The following is a 20,768-nucleotide window of genomic DNA, read 5'->3' on the forward strand; positions in this document are numbered from 1 at the left end:
TATCAATTATCAATTATCAATTGTCAATTGACAATTGATAATTTATCCCAGCCATCCCTCTCGATCCAAACTTCTATATTGAATTGCTTCTGCAATGTGCGATGAAACAATATTTTCTGAATGATCTAAATCGGCTATGGTTCTAGAAACTTTCAAAATCCGATCATAAGCTCTGGCAGAAAGATTTAATCTTTCCATAGCTGTTTTAAGCAATTCTTTTGAAGGTTCGTCCAAAACACAAAATTCACGAATCAGCTTACTGCTCATTTGTGCGTTGTAGTGAACATTTTTAACGGTTTCAAATCGTTTGGTTTGGATTTCTCGCGCTGCTGTAACTCGTTTACGAATTTCGACACTGCTTTCTGCTTTTCGCTCATCTGATAATTTCTCAAACGGGACTGGAGTAACTTCTATATGAATATCGATTCTATCTAATAACGGACCTGAAATTTTACTCATATAACGCTGCATTTCGTGTGGCGAAGAAGTATTCGGCATGCTAGGATCATTAAAAAATCCGCTTGGGCTTGGATTCATACTTGCCACCAGCATAAAAGACGATGGATACGTAATGGTAAACTTAGCACGAGAAATTGTTACTTCTCGATCTTCTAACGGCTGACGCATTACTTCTAAAACATCACGTTTAAATTCTGGCAATTCATCTAAAAATAAGACACCATTATGCGCCATCGAGATTTCGCCAGGCTGAGGATAACTTCCGCCACCAACCAAAGCCACATTAGAAATAGTATGATGCGGACTCCTAAAAGGCCTCTGATTCATCAACCCAACTTCTTTTAATTTTCCTGCAACGCTATGAATTTTGGTAGTTTCCAAAGCTTCTCGCAAAGTCATTGGCGGCAAAATACTCGGAACTCGTTTTGCCAGCATTGTTTTTCCTGCACCAGGCGGACCAATCAAAATGATATTATGACCGCCCGCTGCTGCGATTTCCATGCAACGTTTAATGCTTTCTTGTCCGCGCACGTCTGAAAAATCATGCTCTGGAAAATCTAGTGTTTTATAAAATTCTGCTCTTGTATCAATAACTGTGGGTTCTAGTGTTCCTTTGCCAGCAAAAAAATCAACAATTTCTTTTAAATTTTCAACTCCGTATACATCCAGACCCGCCACAATAGCTGCTTCTTTTACATTTTGAATAGGAAGAAAAAATCCTTTATAACCTTCTTCTTTGGCTTTGATTGCTATGGGCAATGCTCCGCGAATTGGCTGTAAACTTCCATCGAGAGAAAGTTCGCCCATAATAATATATCGTTCAATTTCTGGAGCTTTTATCTGATCTGAACCAACCAGAATTCCCATAGCTAATGTCAAATCGTATGAAGAACCTTCTTTTCGAAGGTCGGCAGGCGCCATATTGACTGTAATTTTCTTTCCTGGAAAATTAAATCCGTTATTTTTTAAAGCCGCAGCAATTCTAAAACTGCTTTCTTTAATTGCATTATCTGGAAGCCCAACTAAATGATAACCAATTCCTTTGTCCATATGTACCTCAACTGTAATCGTTGTGGCCTCAACTCCAAATACGGCACTTCCGTAAACTTTTACTAACATAATTATCCTTTCATTAATAGTTTTTAAAACTAATGAAAAATAATTAATATGTAAATATTTTATTACAAAATAATTAAATTCTAAAAATGCAGTTGGATTTGATTCTTTATCTCCTCCACTATCCTACTCAAATCCAAACAATTCTGATGCGACCAAAGTTTACTTTCAATTTCATTATTCAGAATACAATTTTGACATTCGATTATTTCATGAGAATATCCTTTTCCTAAAGCTGGAAAAGTAAAAGTAGCTTCTTTTTCTTCATTTATAAATAGAGAATAACCGTCTGCAATATACCATGGAGCATTTAATTCTATTCGCCCTTTTGTTCCAGAAATGATGGCTTTCATATCAGATTCGGAAACTATAGAAGCATGCAAAACCGATTGAGCTGTTTCGTATTGCAAAATCATAGAAGTCTGCAAATCGATATCGTTTTTATGCTTGATTGCCTTTGCTAAAATCTCTTTTGGTTTTCCTAATACTATATAAGACAGGAATAACGGATAAACGCCAATATCAAACAATGCACCTCCGCCCAGTTCTTTATCAAAAAGCCTTTTGTTTTCTGTTTCACTTCCGTGAAAGGCAAAATCGGCTTTTATATAATTTACGTCTCCGATTATTCCATTGCCAATTTTCTGAAGAAGATTTTGAATTGAGGGAATAAACCTTGTCCAAAAAGCTTCCATAAAAAATACATTGTTTTTTTTAGACGCTTCTATCATTCTCTGTGCATCTTGATAAGACAAAGCCATTGGTTTTTCGCAAAGTACATGTTTGCCTTTTTCCAATGCTTTTATAGATAATTCGGCATGCGAATTATGCGGAGTTGCAATGTAAACAATTTCAACTTCCGAATCTTCAAAAAGCAAATCATAAGAATTGTACATTCTTAAAGCATTAAATTTTCCTCCAAACTCTTCGGCTTTAGTAAAATCTCTAGATGCAACTGCCGTCAGTTCAGCATTTTCAATCAATAAAAGATCCGATGCAAACTGGCTTGCTATATTTCCCAATCCTACTATTCCCCATTTAATACTTCTATTTCCCATCCTTATATTATAATCATCAAATTTGTTAAAAAGATTAAAAAATATCCATTACAACATCCAACAGACCTTTTTTTAAACAACAAATATCTATTATCCTACAAAAAATAGCAATCAATTACCCCAAAAATTATCAAAAATCACAGTAAGTGAAAAAAAAATGTTGCCAAATTGTAAATTTTAAGTTTGTTTTAAGAAATTCACGCAAAATGATAGGGGTTAAATTTTAAATTTAACAAAAATTAAACATCAAACCCTATTTTTTTAGGGGGTATTAAATCATTTTATACTTTTATAAAAAATTTTAAAACTAAATAACTATGCGAAAAATTATTTTAAGTGTGATTCTTATCACGATTTTAGTCCTAAGCTTTATTTCGAACTTTATCATTGCAGACAACCCAATTCCTGCAGAAGCTGTAAAGTTTGATACGGGAGATACTGCCTGGATGATCGTTGCAACTGCTTTTGTATTGCTAATGACTCCTGGATTAGGATTCTTCTACGGAGGTATGGTAGGTAAGAAAAACGTAATTAGTACTATGCTTCAAAGTTTTATGGCTATGGTAATTGTTACTATACTTTGGACTGTTGTTGCTTTTGGATTGGCTTTTGGACCAACAATTGGAGGAATTATCGGAAACCCGTCTGAGAATTTGTTTTTTGCAGGAGTTGGAACTAATACAGCTTGGAGCCTTGCACCAACTATTCCATTTATATTATTCGCATTATTTCAGGCAAAATTCGCTATCATTACTCCTGCTTTAATTACAGGTGCTTTTGCAGAACGTATTCGTTTCTGGGCTTATTTGTTATTCATGGTTTTATTTATAATTATAATATACGCACCACTTGCTCACATGACATGGCATCCTGATGGAGTTTTCTTCAAAATGGGAGTTCTTGACTTCGCTGGAGGAACTGTAGTTCACATGAGTGCTGGATGGGCTGCTCTGGCTGGAGCTATGTTCTTAGGAAAAAGAAAAGTTCAAAAAGTTAATCCTGCTAGAATTACTTATGTATTATTAGGAACTGGTCTGCTTTGGTTCGGATGGTTTGGTTTCAACGCTGGATCTGCTTTAGGAGCAAATGGCCTTGCTGCTCAAGCTTTAGGAACAACTACTGTTGCTGCCGCCGCTGCTGCAATGGCTTGGGTTTTCCTTGACAAAATTTTAGGTCATAAATTATCTGCTCTTGGTGCTTGTATTGGAGCGGTTGTAGGTCTTGTTGCCATTACACCTGCTGCTGGATTTGTAAGTATCCCTCACGCAATCTTCATCGGTTTATTCTCTGCAATTGTAAGTAACATTGTAGTGAGCAAATTCCCTAAAGGAAAAATCGACGATGCTCTAGATGTATTTGCTTGTCACGGTGTTGGCGGTATGGTAGGTATGCTTTTAACTGGAGTTTTCGCTTCAAAAGCCATCAACCCTGCTGTTGGAGATAATCAAGGTTTAATCTTCGGAACTCCTACATTATTCATCAACCAATTAACTGCTCTTGTTGTAGTTTCAATCTTTGCTTTTGTTGCTTCTTATGCTTTATTCTTCATCGTAAATAAAATCACTCCTCTAAGAGTTACAGAAGAAAAAGAAGAACTAGGATTAGATATCTCTCAACACGGAGAATTCTTATAATAAATTAATTTTCACTTTCGCTTGATAAATAGAAAAGCACTCTAAATTTGACTTAGAGTGCTTTTTGCTTTTGAATTAATCCCTTTTATATTTTAGATTTAGATTATAGAAAAAAGAAAATAGAGAATAGATTGCAGATTAAAACTAAGATTTCTGAATTACTAATCTATTTTCTTTTCTCTATAATCTATTCTCTATTACTTAAAATTCGAAATTCCTTCTTTCAGCCATTGCAGATATTCTTCTGTACTCACATAACTGATTGTTGGCTTTGTGCTGTTTAAATTATTTCCTTCTAAATCCGTAATAACATACAAAGGCTGTGTATTGGTTTTATATTTGGAAATCATAAAATCGGTCCATTTATCTCCAACTGTAATGATTTTATCTCCTGCTTCAGTTGTAAACTGTTCTTCCTTTGGCAATTCACGCTTATCATCAACATAAAGTGAAATCAAAACCACATCGTTTTTAAGAATTGGTAAAACGGAAGGATCTGACCAAACATTATTTTCCATTTTTCTGCAATTCACACAAGCATAACCTGTAAAGTCAAGCATAATTGGCTTATTGATTTCTTTAGCATAAGCTAAACCATCTTCGTAATCATGAAAAACCATAATTCCGTGAGGTCCTAATTCAGCACCTTCTGGCATACCTTTAATAGATCCTGCCGAAACCGCTCCGTTTCCTGAACCTCCTACTCCAAACGGACTTTCGCTATACTGCGGCGGCGGCGGGAATGCACTGATTAATTTTAAAGGCGCTCCCCAAAGTCCAGGAATCATATAAATTGTAAAACTTAAAACAATTAATCCTAATGATAATCTTCCGACTGAAATATGATGAGTTGGGCTATCGTGCGGCAATGTAATTTTTCCGAATAAATAGAATGCAAGAGTTCCAAAAATAGCAATCCAAATCGCTAAGAAAACTTCTCTTTCCAAGAAATGCAATTGTAAAACCAAATCGGCATTTGACAAGAATTTGAATGCTAATGCCAATTCTAAAAATCCTAAAACAACTTTTACAGTGTTTAGCCATCCACCAGATTTTGGTAACGAATTCAACCACCCCGGAAACAATGCAAATAACATAAATGGCAAAGCTAATGCAGAAGAGAATCCTAACATTCCAACAATTGGCGCGATCCCTCCATTTGAAGCTGCTTCAACCAACAATGTCCCTACAATTGGTCCTGTGCACGAAAACGACACGATTGCCAAAGCCAAAGCCATAAATAATATCCCAACCAAACCACCTTTATCTGCTTGCTGATCAGCTTTGTTTGCCCATGAATTTGGAAGCATAATTTCGAATGCTCCTAAAAATGAAACAGCAAAAATGATTAAAATCATGAAGAAAATAAGATTGAACCAAACATCTGTCGATAACGCATTTAATGCATCTGCACCAAATATTTTGGTTACAATCAATCCTAAAATCACATAAATAGCAATGATTGATAATCCGTAAAAAATAGCATTTCTAATTCCTTTTGCTCTGCTTTTACTTTGTTTTGTAAAAAAGCTCACTGTCATTGGAATCATTGGGAAAACACATGGCGTAAATAAAGCTGCAAAACCACCTAAAAAAGCAAAGAAAAAGATCGACCATAAACTTCTAGAAGGAGCTGGCGCTGGAATTTCTGCTGCAGCCGTTTCTGCTGTTTTCTCTATTTTTGGCTGTACTGCATCTTCTTTTTTAACCGTATCAACCGCCAAACCAACTACTTTTGTTTCATCCAATTTAGCCTCTGCCACAACTGGAACTTCATCCATTTTAAAAGTTGAAGGAACAGCTATAGAGAATTTCTTACTCGAATTGATGCAAACTTCTTTACAAACCTGAAAATCAAAATCTACATCAACCGTTTTTAAATTTGGGTTTATGATTTTTATCTCTTGTTCGATATGAGCTTTACCTTCAAAGAAAGTTTCATCTACGCCAAAAACATCGTTAAAAGCTGTTCTTGTTTTGCCTTCTTTAGCTTTTCCAATTAACTCGTAATTTCCTTTTTGGTTTTTAAACGAAATTTCCAATGCAAGAGGACCGCCGTCTGGCGTAAACTGAGAATACATATGCCAGTCTTTTTCGATTGTTCCATCAAAAATTAAAATGACTTTATCTCCTTTTTTCTCCATTTTAGAAGTCCATTTTACCGGTTCTAAGATTTGAGCGTTACTTACTAATGCAAAAAAGAAAAAGAGTAAAAAAGCAGTTATTTTATTCCAGATACTTTTCGAAGTTATCGACTGATGGGCTTGTGTAAAGTTCATTATAGTAATTCTATTTTAAGTATTTTATTTGTGGCTTTTTCTATTTTAAAACGTTCGTCTTGTCTCATTCCGACTACCCAGACGATTTGATCATCTGAGCATAAAATCCAAATTTTTTCCTTTTCAATCAAAGAAAGTTTTTCATCTTTAAAAAGCTTGCTTACCTTTTTTGACTTTCCTTGCATTCCAAATGGCTGAAAAACGTCGCCTTCTCTCCATTTACGCAAAATCAAAGGATAACGGATTTTATCAGAGTCGACAAATATAACTTTATTTGAGCCGAATGTTGTGTGACCTACGTTACAAAGACTCATTTTTAAGGGAAAATTAACTTCTGTATCGTTTTCATTAATTTCATATTCGTCCTTTTCTGATGTTTCAAAAAACGGACTTAAAATAAGTGTTTCTCTATTTTTCAACAATCTAAACTCCTCAGAGAGAACTTGTTTACCAGATTGCCCTTCAACCAAATCGTAAATATCATTCCAAGCAGAAAAACCAAATTCTTTCAGCCATTGATACAAATACGATTTATAATTTGGAAGTTTTTTTAACTGATTTAAATCGAAATGAATATCATCTCCTTCTTCTTTTGCTACTTGTTGATAAACAATAATCGATGCATCTTCAACCATTTCTTTTGATTCTTGAAGAAAAGATTGCGTTTTCTGAAAAGCATCCAAAAAATTCGGATTGATTTCTTTTAAAACTGGAACCAAATTATGGCGAATCTTATTTCTGAGATATTTTGTTGAAGCATTACTGCTGTCTTCTCTCCATTCAATCTTATTTTCTTCTGCATATTTCAAGATTTCTTCTCTTGAAAAAGGAAGCAACGGACGAATTATTCTATCATTTTGTTCGGGAATTCCAGTCAAACCTTCCAAACCAGTTCCGCGAGTTAAGTTAATGATAAAAGTTTCCAGATTATCATCGGCATGATGAGCAGTTAAAATGTAATCAAAGTTTTTTTCTTCTAAAAGTTCATAAAACCAACTATAACGCAATTCTCTCGCTGCAACTTGCGTAGATAGCTTATAATCTTTAGCAAAAGCTTCGGTATCAAAATGAGTGGTGAAAATTGGAATATTATTTTGATTGCAGTAATCCTGAATAAATTCCTGATCTCCAAAACTTTCAAGTCCGCGAAGCTGGAAATTGCAATGCAAAACGGCAATTTCATAAGGCAGTTGATTCATCAAATGCAGCAAAACCATACTGTCTAGTCCGCCACTTACAGCCAGAAAAAGCTTCTTTTCGGCTAAAAAAGGAAATCTTGAAACGATATGATTTTGAAATTTTGAAAACATCTGATAAAAGTAAAAAATTAAATTCGAACTATTTTTAAACGAAATGTTAAGCGCTGTTTTTTCTCCCGCGACTCGAGTGATAGCAAGCAGACGAAGCAATTCATGAATTATTTTTTTATGCCGATGGCGCATGTTTTCTTTTGCCACAAATTTCCACAAATTATTTTCTTCAACTAATAGCCACAGATTAAAGGATTAAAAAAATCTGTGTAAATCTTTTTATCCAGATAGCTATGGGGAATGGCGAAAAAATATGCGTCACGATTATGAAAAATAATTCGTGAATTAGTGGCGGAAAAAAAATTACTGCAAAACTTCGTGCATTGCTTTTGCCTTCAGCAAACATTCTTCATATTCTTTTTCTGGAATTGAAAGCGATGTGATAGCACTTCCCACGGAAAAAGAAACATATTTATTTTCCTGATTGTATAAAATACTTCTGATCACGACATTAAAATCAAAATCACCTTCTGGCGTAAAATAACCAACTGCACCACTGTACAATCCTCTTTTAGTTTCTTCTAGATTCTCAACAATTTCCATTACCGAAATTTTTGGCGCTCCAGTCATGCTTCCCATTGGGAAAGTTGTTTTCAAAACATCTACTGCAGAAAATTTAGAATCTAATTTTGAAGTCACCGTAGAAATCATTTGGTGCACTTGTAGAAACGAATAAATTCCGCAAAGTTCTTCAACCTCAACCGAACCTTTTTGCGAGGTATGTGACAAATCATTTCGAACCAAATCGGTTATCATGATATTTTCAGCACGTTCTTTGGTATCAGAGGCTAAGATATTTTTTGATTTTTCATCTTCAATTGGATCTGAAAAACGCTTAGAAGTTCCTTTGATTGGCTGTGAAATAATCTTATCACCTACTTTTTTTAAATATCGTTCTGGCGAAGCCGAAAGCAGATATTGTTTGTAATTTTTAAAGAAAACAGAAAAAGGCGCTTGTGATATTTCGTTCAGTTTTTGAAACTTTTCTAACGGATTTATTATCGCATTTTCCGCATAAAATTCCATACAGAAATTCGCTTCGTACATATCACCAATATGAATATGTTCGAGCATTTTATTTACTTTCTGAATGTATAAATCTTTAGAAATGCGTTGCTTAATTTCTAAAGATTCCAAACTTTGGAATTTGGAATTTGGGCTTTGGATTATTTCACCAAAATCTTCTTCAAGTTCATCATCGCACAGCAATAAATATTGAATTTCAAGTTCATATCCTTTAAGGATAAAAACTTTTTTAGGCTGAAAGAAAAACAAATCGGGAAAATTCAAACCATCAAAATTATTAGATTGAAGATTTTCGATATCATTCTTCAAATCATAAGAAAGATATCCAAAAAGCCAGTCTTTTGCATTTTGCTGATATTGTTTTAAATCTTCAAAAGCGTTGTAATAATCTGTTTTTAAAGAAGTAAAAGCATCAACTGCCAGAATGCAGTCCAAACTTGAATACTGCTGCGGATAAGAATTACTGTCTAAAAAAACGACTTCGCGAAATTGCTGCGCCCAACTTAAAAGCTGCTCCTTAAACAGTTTTGGATTGGCAATATTTTTACGGATGGAAACTCTCAAAAATGGTAATTTTAAAGGTCAAAATTACGACAAAATTATTTCATTAGAGGAAAACAAAAAAATAATCAAATGTTTTGAATTACATTACAAAACTGTTAAAAAGACATTCATTTTATAAGAAAAAATTCGTTATATTTGATATACAATTAGATTAATCCCAAAAGAGCATTAATTTAATTATAAGATCCTTAAAAAAGAACCTCAAAAAAACAATTTGCGATTCTAATTTAAGCTTATAGATTGTTTCTTTTCCAATAACTTAATTATGTTTTTTAACCTTAAAAAATCCTAAGTATTATGAAAATTGCCACAATTATTGTCCGCGTTTTAATTGGCCTTTTGCTACTGTTTGCCTCTATCAGTTATTTTTTCCATCTCATGCCCGAACCAGAAACTACGGGAAACTTTAAGGCTTTTAACGTAGGTTTAATGGCTTCCACGTATTTAATGCCAATGGCAAAATCTATCGAGTTATTGTGTGGAATTGCATTTGTGACTGGGCGTTACGTAACTCTAGCAAACATCTTGATCTTACCCATTACGGTAAATATTTTGTTTATCAATTATTTCCTCACTCCAGACGGTCTGCCTATCGCAGTTCTTCTTTTTCTAGGAAACCTTTTCTTGATTTACAGATACTGGGATAATTACAAAAGTGTTTTTACTGCATAAGTATTTTTCAAATCGAAATAAAAAAGTCCGTCAGCATTATACTGGCGGACTTTTATTTTTAATTTGCCTTATCGTGTTTTACCCACACCAAATCGGTAACATTATACCCAATTTCCTGAGCTTTGATAAGAAAATCTGCTTTTATACTTTCTGGAATTGTTTTTTCTCTAGAAAGTATCCACATATATTTTAAACTTTCTCCAGCTACAAGTGCGTATTTATAATCAGGGTCGATTGCTACGACATTGTAACCAGAATAAAAAGGACCAAAAAATGAGACTTTCAGCATACCAATATTGTCTTTTTTGACAAATCTAGCTTTCCCGACACTTTGTTCCCACTTGTCTTTTTTGACATTATAGCCCTTATTATCGACTTTTATTGTTTTATCTTCATTTAAAGAATACTCGGCAGTCACATTGTCCAGATCTCTTTCCCATTTATAATCCAATCTAGCAATTTCATACCACTTTCCGAGATATTTTGCACTGTCAAAGTTTGTAACAGCTTTTGCGTTTTTTGGAATTCCGCCTCCGCAAGAATATAATGCGAATCCGATTCCTGCTCCAATCAAAATTGGAATTATATATCTGTTTTTCATAACACTATCTTTTTAGTTGTCATAAAGATAGCACCTGAAATATACATCTAATTTACAAAATTATTTTTGATTATTATATTATATGGAGCACAAAAAAAACCGTCTCATTTTTTAACGAGACGGTTTGTAAATATCATTTAACGTAAAAATTATACGTGTAAAGCTCTATTTTCAGTAGCTGCCAATGCTGCTTCTTTTACCGCTTCCGCGAAAGTTGGGTGCGCATGGCTCATTCTTGAAATATCTTCAGCAGATGCTTTGAATTCCATTGCAGTAACCGCTTCAGCAATTAAATCTGCTGTACGGGCACCAATCATGTGAACTCCTAAAACCTCATCTGTTTTCTCATCAGCTAAGATTTTTACAAATCCATCTAAGTCAGCACTTGCTCTTGCACGTCCTAAAGCTTTGAATGGGAAACTTCCAGATTTGTATTTTACTCCAGATGCTTTCAATTGCTCCTCAGTTTGTCCAACTGCAGCAACCTCTGGCCAAGTGTAAACTACACCAGGAATTAAATTATAATCAATATGCGGTTTTTGACCTGCTAAGATTTCAGCAACCATAACTCCTTCTTCCTCTGCTTTGTGCGCTAACATTGCCCCACGAACAACGTCACCAATTGCATAGATATTTGGAACATTAGTTTGCAAATGATCGTTTACTTCAACTTGTCCCCTCTCTGAAATTTTAACTCCAGCTTTGTCAGCGTTTAATCCGTCTGTGTACGGACGACGACCAACTGAAACTAACGAGTAATCTCCTTCAAGAGTGATTGTTTCTCCTTTTGCGTTTTCAGCTTGAACTACAACAGCATCACCGTTTCTTTCAACTGATTTTACTTTGTGAGAAACGTAGAATTTCATTCCTTGTTTTTTCAACACTTTTGTCAATTCTTTAGAAAGAGCTCCGTCCATTCCAGGAATAATTCTGTCCATGAATTCAACTACAGAAACCTGAGCTCCTAAGCGAAGGTAAACTTGTCCAAGCTCAATTCCGATAACTCCACCACCGATGATAACTAAGTGTTTTGGAACTTCTTTTAAAGCCAAAGCTTCAGTAGAAGTAATGATTCTTTCTTTATCAATTTTAATGAATGGTAAAGAAGATGGTTTTGATCCTGTAGCAATTACAGTATATTTTGCTTCGATAGTTTCAGATGTTCCGTCAGCTTTTGCAATATCAATGTGAGTTGCATCTACGAAAGAACCTAAACCATTGAAAACAGTAATTTTATTTTTATCCATTAGGTAGTTGATTCCACCCACAGTTTGATCTACAACAGCTTGTTTGCGCGCGATCATTTTCTCTAAATTGATTTTTACATCGCCAGAAACTTCGATTCCGTGATCTGCAAAATGAGCGATTTCTGAATAATGGTGAGAAGAAGATAACAATGCTTTTGAAGGAATACAACCTACGTTAAGGCAAGTTCCGCCTAATGAATTATATTTTTCTACAATTGCAGTTTTAAAACCTAATTGTGCGCAACGAATTGCTGATACATATCCTCCAGGACCTGAACCTATAATGACTACGTCAAATGAACTCATAGTATTTGTTTTTATTTTAGCGGTTACAAAATTAAGCAATAAAGTTCTGTTTGAGGTTTAATTTTCAATGTTTTTTGTGTGAAATTTTGGAGGAAGGTTTTCTGCCACGAAGGCTCGATGATGCAAAGTTTTTTCTTTACACTTAATTTTGCTTCTAAATAATATAAACCTAAAAAGTAGTATGATTTACATATAAAACTATTCATTAAAAAAAATTAACGATTCTTTTCCCATTTAAGAAAAACAGTTAAATTAGTCTTACTTTAGAAACAATTTAAGACGATCTAAAAGACAATCAATGGGATTATTTGACATATTCAAGAAAAAGAAAACAGAACTTCAAGAAAATGAACTTGAAAAATTTTTGAGGCAAGCTACGTCCAATTTTTCTGCTCAAAAAGAATTTTATCAGAAATTATTAGAAAATCAATTATTTATAGTTACTAGTAAAAATTCCATTTCTGAAATTGGAAGGAAAACTGAAAAAGAGAATACAACTGTTCAGTGTTTTACTTTTGAAAGCGGTCAAATTCCAATCTTTACATCAGTAAATAGAATATTTGAAAAAGGAATAATGGAAAAAAATGTTCCATATCTTAGTTTAAAAGGACAAGATTTGTTTGAAGTTTTGAATGGAGCAACATTCGTACTAAATCCATTTTCAGATTTTGTAAAAGAATTAATTCCACAAGAAATTGAAAATCTATTAAATGGAACAATCTATAATAGAATTGACAAGCAGGAATTTGAAAATAAAAAAATTCAAGAATTTAATGAAATTTTTGAGCAAGCTGGAAAAAAGCAAGAAGGCCTAGTTATATTAGACGGATATAGAAGAAAAGAATTAAATAAATTTGAAAAACTAAAGCTTGAAGAGTCCATACAAGACTTCCAAAAATGTCTTGATATTGTTCCTGAACATTGGCAAAGTATGGTATTGATGTCTAAAGCTTTTCAAAGATTAGAAAGACACCACGAAGCACTTGAACAATTGGAATTGGCATTTAAACTTGAATTAGAAAATCATATAATTCCTATGGAAGCTTCACTAGAAGCTATGCATTTAAAAGACATTGATAAAGCTATCTTTTATTCTGAAGAATCTCTAAAAAGAAAACCAAATGATTATACATTATTAGGTAATCATGCAATGAACTTACTTGTTGCCCGAAAAGACAATGAAGCAAAAGAAACGATTGATAAAGCAATAAAAATACAGCCAAATGATTCTATAAATAAAAATATTGAATCTATTATAAAAGATGTTATAGCTGAAAAAAGGCAAAGACCTACTTTTGAAGATGCTGTAAAATAAAAAAATGATTTTAAAAACCATATTTCGCATTCAAATGTTGCTCTGCTTCTTCCTAACAACTTGCCTTTATTTCTCCAGACAAATATTTTTCTCTTTCTTCGGTAACTAAATTGTAATGTGAATCTGAACGATTGACTCTTTTTCATCGTGCTTGATAACGTAATGTTAGACGCACTGCAACGCTTCTCTACAGAAAAACCTTCATCCCTTTGAACCTGCTAAAAAGAAATCACCGTAGAATTCTTCACTTCGCTAATCATAAACATACTTTGCGTACTTCCGATATGTTGAAGTGAAGTAAGTTTGGTTACTAAAAACTCTCGATACGCTTCCATATCTTTTACCAGAACTTTTAGGATATAATCGTAATCGCCGCTTACGTGATGGCATTCTAGAACTTCATTGAGTTTGATGACTTCGCTTTCAAATTTGGTTAGAAATTCTTTTGTGTGTTGAATGAGTTTTAAATGGCAAAAAACCACAAATCCTTTTTCAATTTTGGATTTATCGACTAATGCCACATAGTTTTTTATTATGCCTTCGCGTTCTAACTTTTTAATTCGTTCATATACCGCTGTAACCGAAAGATCAAGTTTTAATGATAATTCTTTGGTTGTTTTTTTACTATCAGTTTGAAGTAAAACCAGAAGTTTTTTATCTATAGCGTCTAAAGTCATTTTGGTTGATGGTTTTTGGTTGATGGTTGATAGTTCTTTGCATTCGAAAGAAAATCTATATTACATTGTTTTTTACTTCAAAATTAGATTAAAAATAACAATTAATGCCTTTTTATAGTTTTAAAATCTAATTAATTGACGCATTATTGATTAATTATCTAATTCCTTTTTCCTTTGAATAAAATTTCATTTCAAGCAAACTTGAAACTTGGAAACAAATAAAATTTTAAATAATTAATCTTGAGGATGAGATCGCTTCGTTCCTCGCAATGACATAAAAATGAAAAACTTCAACCCAGCAGATAAAATTCAGGATTTGCAATATTTTGGCGAATTTGGCGGTGTGAATCCGTCGATTTCTGATTCATCGACTTATACTTTTCTTTCGGCGAAAACCATGTTTGATACTTTCGAGGGAAATATGGAAGGCTGTTATTTATATTCGCGTCATTCATCTCCTAGTAATTTATACTTAGATCAGGCATTGGCAGCGATGGAAGGAACCGAAACAGCAAATGTTTCTGCTTCAGGAATGGGAGCTATTACGCCTACTCTATTACAGCTTTGCGGTGCGGGAGATCATATCGTTTCAAGCCGAACAATTTATGGCGGAACTTATGCTTTCTTGAAAAACTTTACACCAAGATTCGGAATTGAAACGAGCTTTGTTGACATCACAAAATTGGATGTTGTCGAAGCGGCGATTACTCCTAAAACTAAAGTTTTGTATTGCGAAACGGTTAGTAATCCGCTTTTAGAAGTTGCTGATATTCGCGGTTTGGCTAAAATTGCTAAAAGACATAATTTGAAATTGGTTGTTGACAATACATTTTCGCCATTATCAGTTTCTCCTGCAAAATTAGGTGCTGATATCGTAATTCATAGTTTGACAAAATACATTAACGGAAGCAGCGATACGGTTGGTGGTGTCACTTGTGCTTCTAAAGAATTTATCAATTCGTTAAAAAATGTAAATTCTGGTGCTAGCATGCTTTTAGGGCCAACAATGGATAGTTTGCGTTCTGCGAGTGTGATGAAAAATCTTCGAACTCTTCATATCAGAATTAAACAGCATAGTCATAATGCGCATTATTTGGCTGATATGTTTGAAAAAGACGGTTTAAAAACAGTTTATCCAGGATTAAAAAGTCATCCGAGTCACGAATTGTATAAAACCATGATTAATCCAGAATATGGTTTTGGCGGAATGCTGACAATTGATGTTGGTTCTTTGGAAAAAGCCAATGAATTAATGGAATTAATGCAAGAAAGAAATTTAGGATATCTCGCAGTAAGTTTAGGCTTTTACAAAACGTTATTCAGCGCGCCGGGAACTTCAACTTCTAGCGAAATTCCGTTAGAAGAACAAAAAGAAATGGGATTGACAGATGGTTTAATTCGTTTTTCTATCGGATTGGATAATGATATTCAGCGTACTTACGAAATGATGAAAGCTTGTATCGTTGAACTTGGAGTTTTAAAAAAAGATTCTAAGGTTCTGAGTTGCTATCCCGATAGCTATCGAGACTAAGTTTTTTTTACTTCCCTGTAAATAAGAAACATCACTCTATAAATAAATTTGCACATTTTTTTTAGATTGTTTTGAATCCGCTGGAGAGCTTTTCTCTAAGCGGATTTTTTTTGGAAATGAAAAAGCCGTTCTAAAATCTTAGAACGGCTTTTTGCAATTTATCTTGGCTCAAAATGTCTAAACGATTGCCAGTATTTATCTTTGTAGATTTCGTAGCTTATTTCAAAAACACCGCTGTATTTTTTAATTAATTCATCGGCAATTTTTGATGGTTTTCTAAAGTCTTTGCAAGTAAAAAAGATTTCTCTTTTATTGTTTGCGGTTTCTCTTCCCACATTTAAATAGCCTTCGGAATCTGGTAAACTATAGACAATTTCTTCTTCGATTTCATCCAATAGTTTGTATGTCTTTTCATCTGGCAACCCGCCATTATAGCAATCATCAAAAGAAATTCCGATTATAAAAACCCAAGGATGAGATGCTTTTTTATCCCATTCAATAATTGTGGTATTAATCAAGGCCAAAACGATTGAACCATCTTGCTTTTTACCTTCAAAATTAGCATAACTGTCATTCTCCGTATTATGTCGGGTTCCTTCGTATTTCTCCACAAATTCTTTTTCTCTCCAAATCAAATAGTCTTTTAATTTCTCGATTGGTATTAGCTCCTCAGAAGTTTGTTCTGGTCCTGCAACAACTAAATTATCAATTAAGGTAACAGAATGCAGTTCGCCCAAATAATTATCAAGAAAAATATAAACTCCATTGGCTATATTAGATTTTTTCTCTTCAACAAAATGATCATAAACAATTACCAAATCTATTTCGTCTGGATAATCTTCGTGAACACGAGGATAAAATTTTAGGTTTTCTTTACTGAATTCAAAATCCTGATAAGTAATGCCTATATTATTGACATCTGAAGCCGGTTTTAGAGCTGTAAACTTCCAGCCGTCAATTTTAGGAGCGCTAGCAACTAATTCTTCAATCACGTAAATGTTTCTAATTGCTCCGTCTGGCGTCAAAACCAATTCGGCGGTCTGATCGTCAAACATTCCGGTAAGGAAATAAATTCCTTCGTGTATTTCATCCAGCTTTGGAGCTAGTTTATCAAAAAAACCTTGATGTATATTTTCTCCGCTTTGAACCGTTTTAAAAAACGCTTTTTCATTTGCCGAAAACCAATTCCAGAAATCATTATAAGATTGTATTGGAGCTTCTTTTTTGCCCAATATTTTATCGAGAAAACTCATGTACTAAAAAAATAATTTAAATTTTGCGAGAAACAAACTTAAGGAAAAGTCCTTTTAAAATTTAAGAATATTTGTATAAAAATTAGAATGTTTTAAAACGTTCTCATTGCGAATGAGTTAAACTTTAAAATTTATTTCACGCAGATTTAAAGAGATTAAGGCAGGTTTTAACCGATTTTTTTATATAAAAGTCCAAAACTAAATCTGTTACAATCATTTAAAATCTGCGTGCAAATGATTTTTCCATAAAAAAGCCGTTCTGAATAATTTCAGAACAGCTTACTTAATAATTTATAACTTTTAACTTATAACTTCTCCACGAAGTTCAGCTTACTGTTTTTTCTACTGTAAGTAAAGTAAATCAGCAATCCGATGATTAACCAGATTGTAAAATAAATCCAGTTCCAAACGCTTAATTCGGCCATCATATACAAACAGCAGATTAATCCTAAAAGCGGAATCAAAGAAAGGTTTTTTCTGAAAGCCCAAACCGCTAATCCAACCAAAACGAATAAGAATATCCACATTGGAATTTTGTGTTTAAATAACCCAAAACCTGATTCGTATTTTGCAGAATCAGCAATTGGAAGACCTTTTACAACCTCAGCATATTTGGTTTCATCATCCTGATATTGTCCTAATAAATGTTCTAAATCTGAAGTTTCGGCAGTTTTATTGTTGACTTCGATACTTTCCAAATATTTGAAAACTTGTTCCGATTCTGATTTATCTAAAGAAGTCACAATTGAAGTTGCATCATAAATCTGCGGATCATTATTGATAAACGCCATTGTCGCTTTATTATTGAATGCAAAAGCATAATACAATCCAGCAATCATCAAAACTGGCAAAATATATTTTGAATTGATATAAGGCGTTTTGAATTTTCCTCTTGGAATTTCAGGTTTGTTCTGCAATACTAAAACTCCTGCACAAACCAACACAAAGGCAAACAAAGTCCCTATACTGCATAAATCGGTTACCATGGTAAGGTTTAAGAATAATGCTGGAATCGCCACAACAAATCCTGTTACGATTGTAGCAAACGAAGGCGTTTTGAATTTTGGGTGAACAGTTGAGAATTTCTTTGGCAATAAACCATCACGGCTCATACTCATCCAGATACGAGGCTGTCCCATTTGGAAAACCAATAAAACGCTCGCCATTGCTACTACTGCACTAACAGCGATAATTCCAGACATCCATTTTAAGTCTAATTTATCGAATACAAATGCCAAAGGATCTCCGACGTTTAATTCATGATATTTTACCATTCCGGTTAAAACTAGCGCAATGGCAATGTATAAAAGTGTACAAATAATAATGGCCCACATCATACCTCGTGGTAAATCTCGTTGCGGATTTTTACATTCTTCTGCTGTTGTCGAAATAGCATCAAAACCTATGTAAGCGAAGAATACTGCTGAAACTCCTTTTAAAACGCCGCTAACTCCATTTGGCGCAAACGGACTCCAGTTTGCTGTATCTACATAAAATATTCCAACTGCAATAACTAAAAGCACCACGCAAAGTTTTACAACAACCATTAAGTTGCTTGCATTACGAGATTCTTTCATTCCTCTATAAACCAAAGCTGTAATCAAAATAATGATGAATAAAGCTGGTATATCGGTTACAAAATGGAAAGATCCTATTGTTGGTGCTGTGGTCCAAGCTGTGTGTGCTTGCTGTAAAGCAACACTTAGATTTTCGAATGATTTTCCGCCTCGCATTAAAGCTTCGGCATCCTTAAAACCGTTTGATGCAGTTAGGTAATCCATTTGAATCCATTGCGGCAAATGAATTCCTCCACTCTGGAGCAGTCCTGTAAAATAATCGCTCCACGAAATGGCGACGGTTATATTTCCAACGGCATATTCCATGATTAAAGCCCAACCGATAATCCAGGCAATTAATTCTCCAAAAGCTACATACGAGTAAGTGTATGCACTTCCAGAAACTGGAACCATCGAAGCAAATTCTGCGTAAGCAAAAGCGGCAAAACTACATGCCAAAGCAGTAAATAAGAATAAGAAAATTACGGCTGGTCCACCGTCTGCACTGGCTTTTCCAATGGTACTGAAAATTCCCGCTCCAACAATAGCTGCGATTCCAAAAGCCGTTAAATCCTTAGTTGTCAAATGTTTTCCTAAGGCATTATGACCGTCTGTTTCGTTCTGTGCAACCTGCTTCAGAATATCCTGTACTGTTTTCTTTCGGAATAAACTTGAAAATGCCATATAATGTTTTGCTGTTATAAATTAATTTAATTCAGTGCTTTTTGTTTTATTTTGCAAATAATGCAAAAATTATCCTGATTTCAAATATATAAAACGATTTTGTTTTTACAGGTGTTTTTTCTGCCACGAATTCACGAATTATTTTTTCAAATCTTTGTCTATAAATTTTCTCTCGCTCCCGATAGCTATCGGGATTGCGCTCTTTGCGGTTAAATCTATTTCAATCACAAATGTAACATTTCCTCAAATCGGCTTACTAATTAAATAGTATTTAATTTTTAAAGAATCATTTTATGGAAAAAATAACAAGACGTTCTTTTGTAAATAAATTAGGACTTGGTGTTGGAGCTTCGGCTGTAATGATTACGCTTCCTTCTTTTCTAACCGAAACAGAAAAAACACATCAGCCTTATACTGGAAAAAAATTAAATATTGCTTTGTGCGGTTTAGGAAACTATGCTTCATTGCTAGCTGAAGGACTTCAGGTCTCTGAATATTGCCAGCTTGCTGGAATAGTTACCGGAACAACATCAAAAGCTGAAACATGGAAAAAGAAGTATAACATTCCTGAAAAAAATATCTACAACTACGAAAATTTTGATTCAATTGTAAAAAATAAAGACATTGATTTAGTATACGTCGTTACTCCAAATGCATTGCACAAAGAATTTACTGTACGTGCCGCAAAAGCAGGAAAACATGTTATTGTCGAAAAGCCAATGGCCATTACGATTGAGGATTGCGAAGAAATGATCAAAGCCTGTAATGATAATAATGTGCAACTGGCGATGGGATATCGTTTGCATTATGAACCAAACCATTTAGAAGTAAAACGACTTGGGCAAGAAAAAGTTTTGGGACAAGTCCGTTACATCGAAACAGGTCTTGGTTACAGTACGTATGATGTTCGTGATATCAATAAACCTGTCGATCTAAATGCCCGTAACGAATGGCGATTGACTAAAAAATGGGCAGGCGGTGGCGCCTTGATCAATTTGGGAGTGTATTGTATCCAAGTTTCGCGTTATGTTTTAGGTGAAGAACCAATCGCGGTTACGGCACAATTTGGACATATAAACAACAAAAATAGATTTGCACAAGTTGAGGAAAACATAACATGGCAAATGGAATTTCCTAGCGGAGCCGTTGCAAATTGCAGCAGTTCTTATGGTTTTGGCATTGACCGATTTTATGCCGCTGCTGATGAAGGTTTCTTCGAAATGAGTCCCGCTGTGAGTTATGGACCTTTTATTGGCAAAAGATCTGATGGAAAACCATTTAATTTTCCTGTTATCAACCAACAGCAAACCCAAATGGATGAGATTTGTAAAGTGATTTTAGCCAATAAAAAACTCCCAACTCATATTACAGGCGAAGAAGGAATTAAAGACGTTAGAATTATCAATGCTATTTATAAAGCCGCTGAAACTGGTAAAAAAATAAGTTTGAAATAGTTATATTTCTCTCGCAGATTTGGCAG

At 34.1% G+C, this 20,768-nt stretch carries 15 protein-coding genes; 5 read left to right on the forward strand and 10 right to left on the reverse strand.

The genetic code is table 11. The features are described 5' to 3' along the window. Positions 1-42 precede the first annotated feature (42 nt). The gene (locus BB050_RS02435) at positions 43-1,578 is read right to left on the reverse strand and encodes a YifB family Mg chelatase-like AAA ATPase (RefSeq protein WP_066032478.1); all 1,536 of its coding nucleotides are present in this window, start codon (positions 1,576-1,578) and stop codon (positions 43-45) included. Positions 1,579-1,658: 80 nt separating this feature from the next. Continuing rightward, positions 1,659-2,633, reverse strand: coding sequence for a Gfo/Idh/MocA family protein (locus BB050_RS02440; protein ID WP_066032479.1), 975 nt, complete (start codon positions 2,631-2,633; stop codon positions 1,659-1,661). 317 nt (positions 2,634-2,950) lie between these two features. On the opposite strand from BB050_RS02440, the gene BB050_RS02445 reads away from it, so the two are divergent. Further along, entirely contained in the window at positions 2,951-4,267 is a 1,317-nt protein-coding gene (locus BB050_RS02445) for an ammonium transporter (RefSeq protein ID WP_066032480.1), read from the forward strand. Between the two features lie 197 nt (positions 4,268-4,464). Here the strand turns inward: BB050_RS02445 and BB050_RS02450 are convergent, their stop codons facing one another. From BB050_RS02450 to BB050_RS02460, 3 genes are all read right to left on the reverse strand, one after another. Beyond that, entirely contained in the window at positions 4,465-6,546 is a 2,082-nt protein-coding gene (locus BB050_RS02450; protein ID WP_066032481.1) for a protein-disulfide reductase DsbD family protein, read from the reverse strand. Then, complete coding sequence (gene tilS, locus BB050_RS02455; protein ID WP_066035085.1) at positions 6,546-7,856, reverse strand: tRNA lysidine(34) synthetase TilS; 1,311 nt, start codon at positions 7,854-7,856, stop codon at positions 6,546-6,548. Before tilS ends, BB050_RS02450 begins: the two co-directional genes overlap by 1 nt. A 303-nt stretch (positions 7,857-8,159) precedes the next feature. Continuing rightward, the gene (locus BB050_RS02460) at positions 8,160-9,446 is read right to left on the reverse strand and encodes an anthranilate synthase component I family protein (RefSeq protein WP_066032482.1); all 1,287 of its coding nucleotides are present in this window, start codon (positions 9,444-9,446) and stop codon (positions 8,160-8,162) included. A gap of 297 nt (positions 9,447-9,743) precedes the next feature. On the opposite strand from BB050_RS02460, the gene BB050_RS02465 reads away from it, so the two are divergent. Then, positions 9,744-10,118, forward strand: coding sequence for a DoxX family membrane protein (locus BB050_RS02465; RefSeq protein ID WP_008462057.1), 375 nt, complete (start codon positions 9,744-9,746; stop codon positions 10,116-10,118). A 58-nt stretch (positions 10,119-10,176) separates the two neighbouring features. Here BB050_RS02465 and BB050_RS02470 read toward each other — a convergent pair whose 3' ends face one another. Continuing rightward, positions 10,177-10,719 (reverse strand): lipocalin family protein, encoded by a 543-nt coding sequence (locus tag BB050_RS02470; protein WP_008462055.1) that lies wholly within the window; start codon positions 10,717-10,719, stop codon positions 10,177-10,179. A 149-nt stretch (positions 10,720-10,868) separates the two neighbouring features. Beyond that, a complete protein-coding gene (lpdA, locus tag BB050_RS02475; protein WP_066032483.1) occupies positions 10,869-12,272 on the reverse strand; it encodes a dihydrolipoyl dehydrogenase in 1,404 nt (467 codons plus the stop codon). A 298-nt stretch (positions 12,273-12,570) separates the two neighbouring features. On the opposite strand from lpdA, the gene BB050_RS02480 reads away from it, so the two are divergent. Next, positions 12,571-13,587, forward strand: coding sequence for an SseB family protein (locus BB050_RS02480; protein ID WP_066032484.1), 1,017 nt, complete (start codon positions 12,571-12,573; stop codon positions 13,585-13,587). Positions 13,588-13,805: 218 nt separating this feature from the next. On the opposite strand, the gene BB050_RS02485 is transcribed toward BB050_RS02480, so the two are convergent. Further along, positions 13,806-14,264, reverse strand: a complete 459-nt coding sequence (locus tag BB050_RS02485; RefSeq protein ID WP_008462051.1) for an Lrp/AsnC family transcriptional regulator — start codon at positions 14,262-14,264, stop codon at positions 13,806-13,808. A 280-nt stretch (positions 14,265-14,544) separates the two neighbouring features. Here BB050_RS02485 and BB050_RS02490 point away from each other — a divergent pair, with 280 nt between their 5' ends. Next, positions 14,545-15,795 carry an aminotransferase class I/II-fold pyridoxal phosphate-dependent enzyme gene (locus BB050_RS02490; RefSeq protein WP_066032485.1) on the forward strand — a complete coding sequence of 417 codons (1,251 nt, stop codon included), beginning with the start codon at positions 14,545-14,547 and terminating at the stop codon, positions 15,793-15,795. A 158-nt stretch (positions 15,796-15,953) separates the two neighbouring features. Here BB050_RS02490 and BB050_RS02495 read toward each other — a convergent pair whose 3' ends face one another. Together BB050_RS02495 and BB050_RS02500 are read right to left on the reverse strand one after the other, a co-directional pair. After that, on the reverse strand, positions 15,954-17,048 hold the full coding sequence (locus BB050_RS02495) for a DUF695 domain-containing protein (RefSeq protein WP_066032486.1): 1,095 nt from the start codon (positions 17,046-17,048) through the stop codon (positions 15,954-15,956). Positions 17,049-17,353: 305 nt separating this feature from the next. After that, entirely contained in the window at positions 17,354-19,288 is a 1,935-nt protein-coding gene (locus tag BB050_RS02500; protein ID WP_066032487.1) for an amino acid permease, read from the reverse strand. A 293-nt stretch (positions 19,289-19,581) separates the two neighbouring features. Between BB050_RS02500 and BB050_RS02505 the strand changes: the two genes are divergently transcribed. Next, the gene (locus BB050_RS02505; RefSeq protein ID WP_066032488.1) at positions 19,582-20,742 is read left to right on the forward strand and encodes a Gfo/Idh/MocA family protein; all 1,161 of its coding nucleotides are present in this window, start codon (positions 19,582-19,584) and stop codon (positions 20,740-20,742) included. Positions 20,743-20,768 lie beyond the last annotated feature (26 nt).

This window comes from Flavobacterium anhuiense, assembly GCF_001705175.1.
Taxonomy (GTDB): domain Bacteria; phylum Bacteroidota; class Bacteroidia; order Flavobacteriales; family Flavobacteriaceae; genus Flavobacterium; species Flavobacterium anhuiense.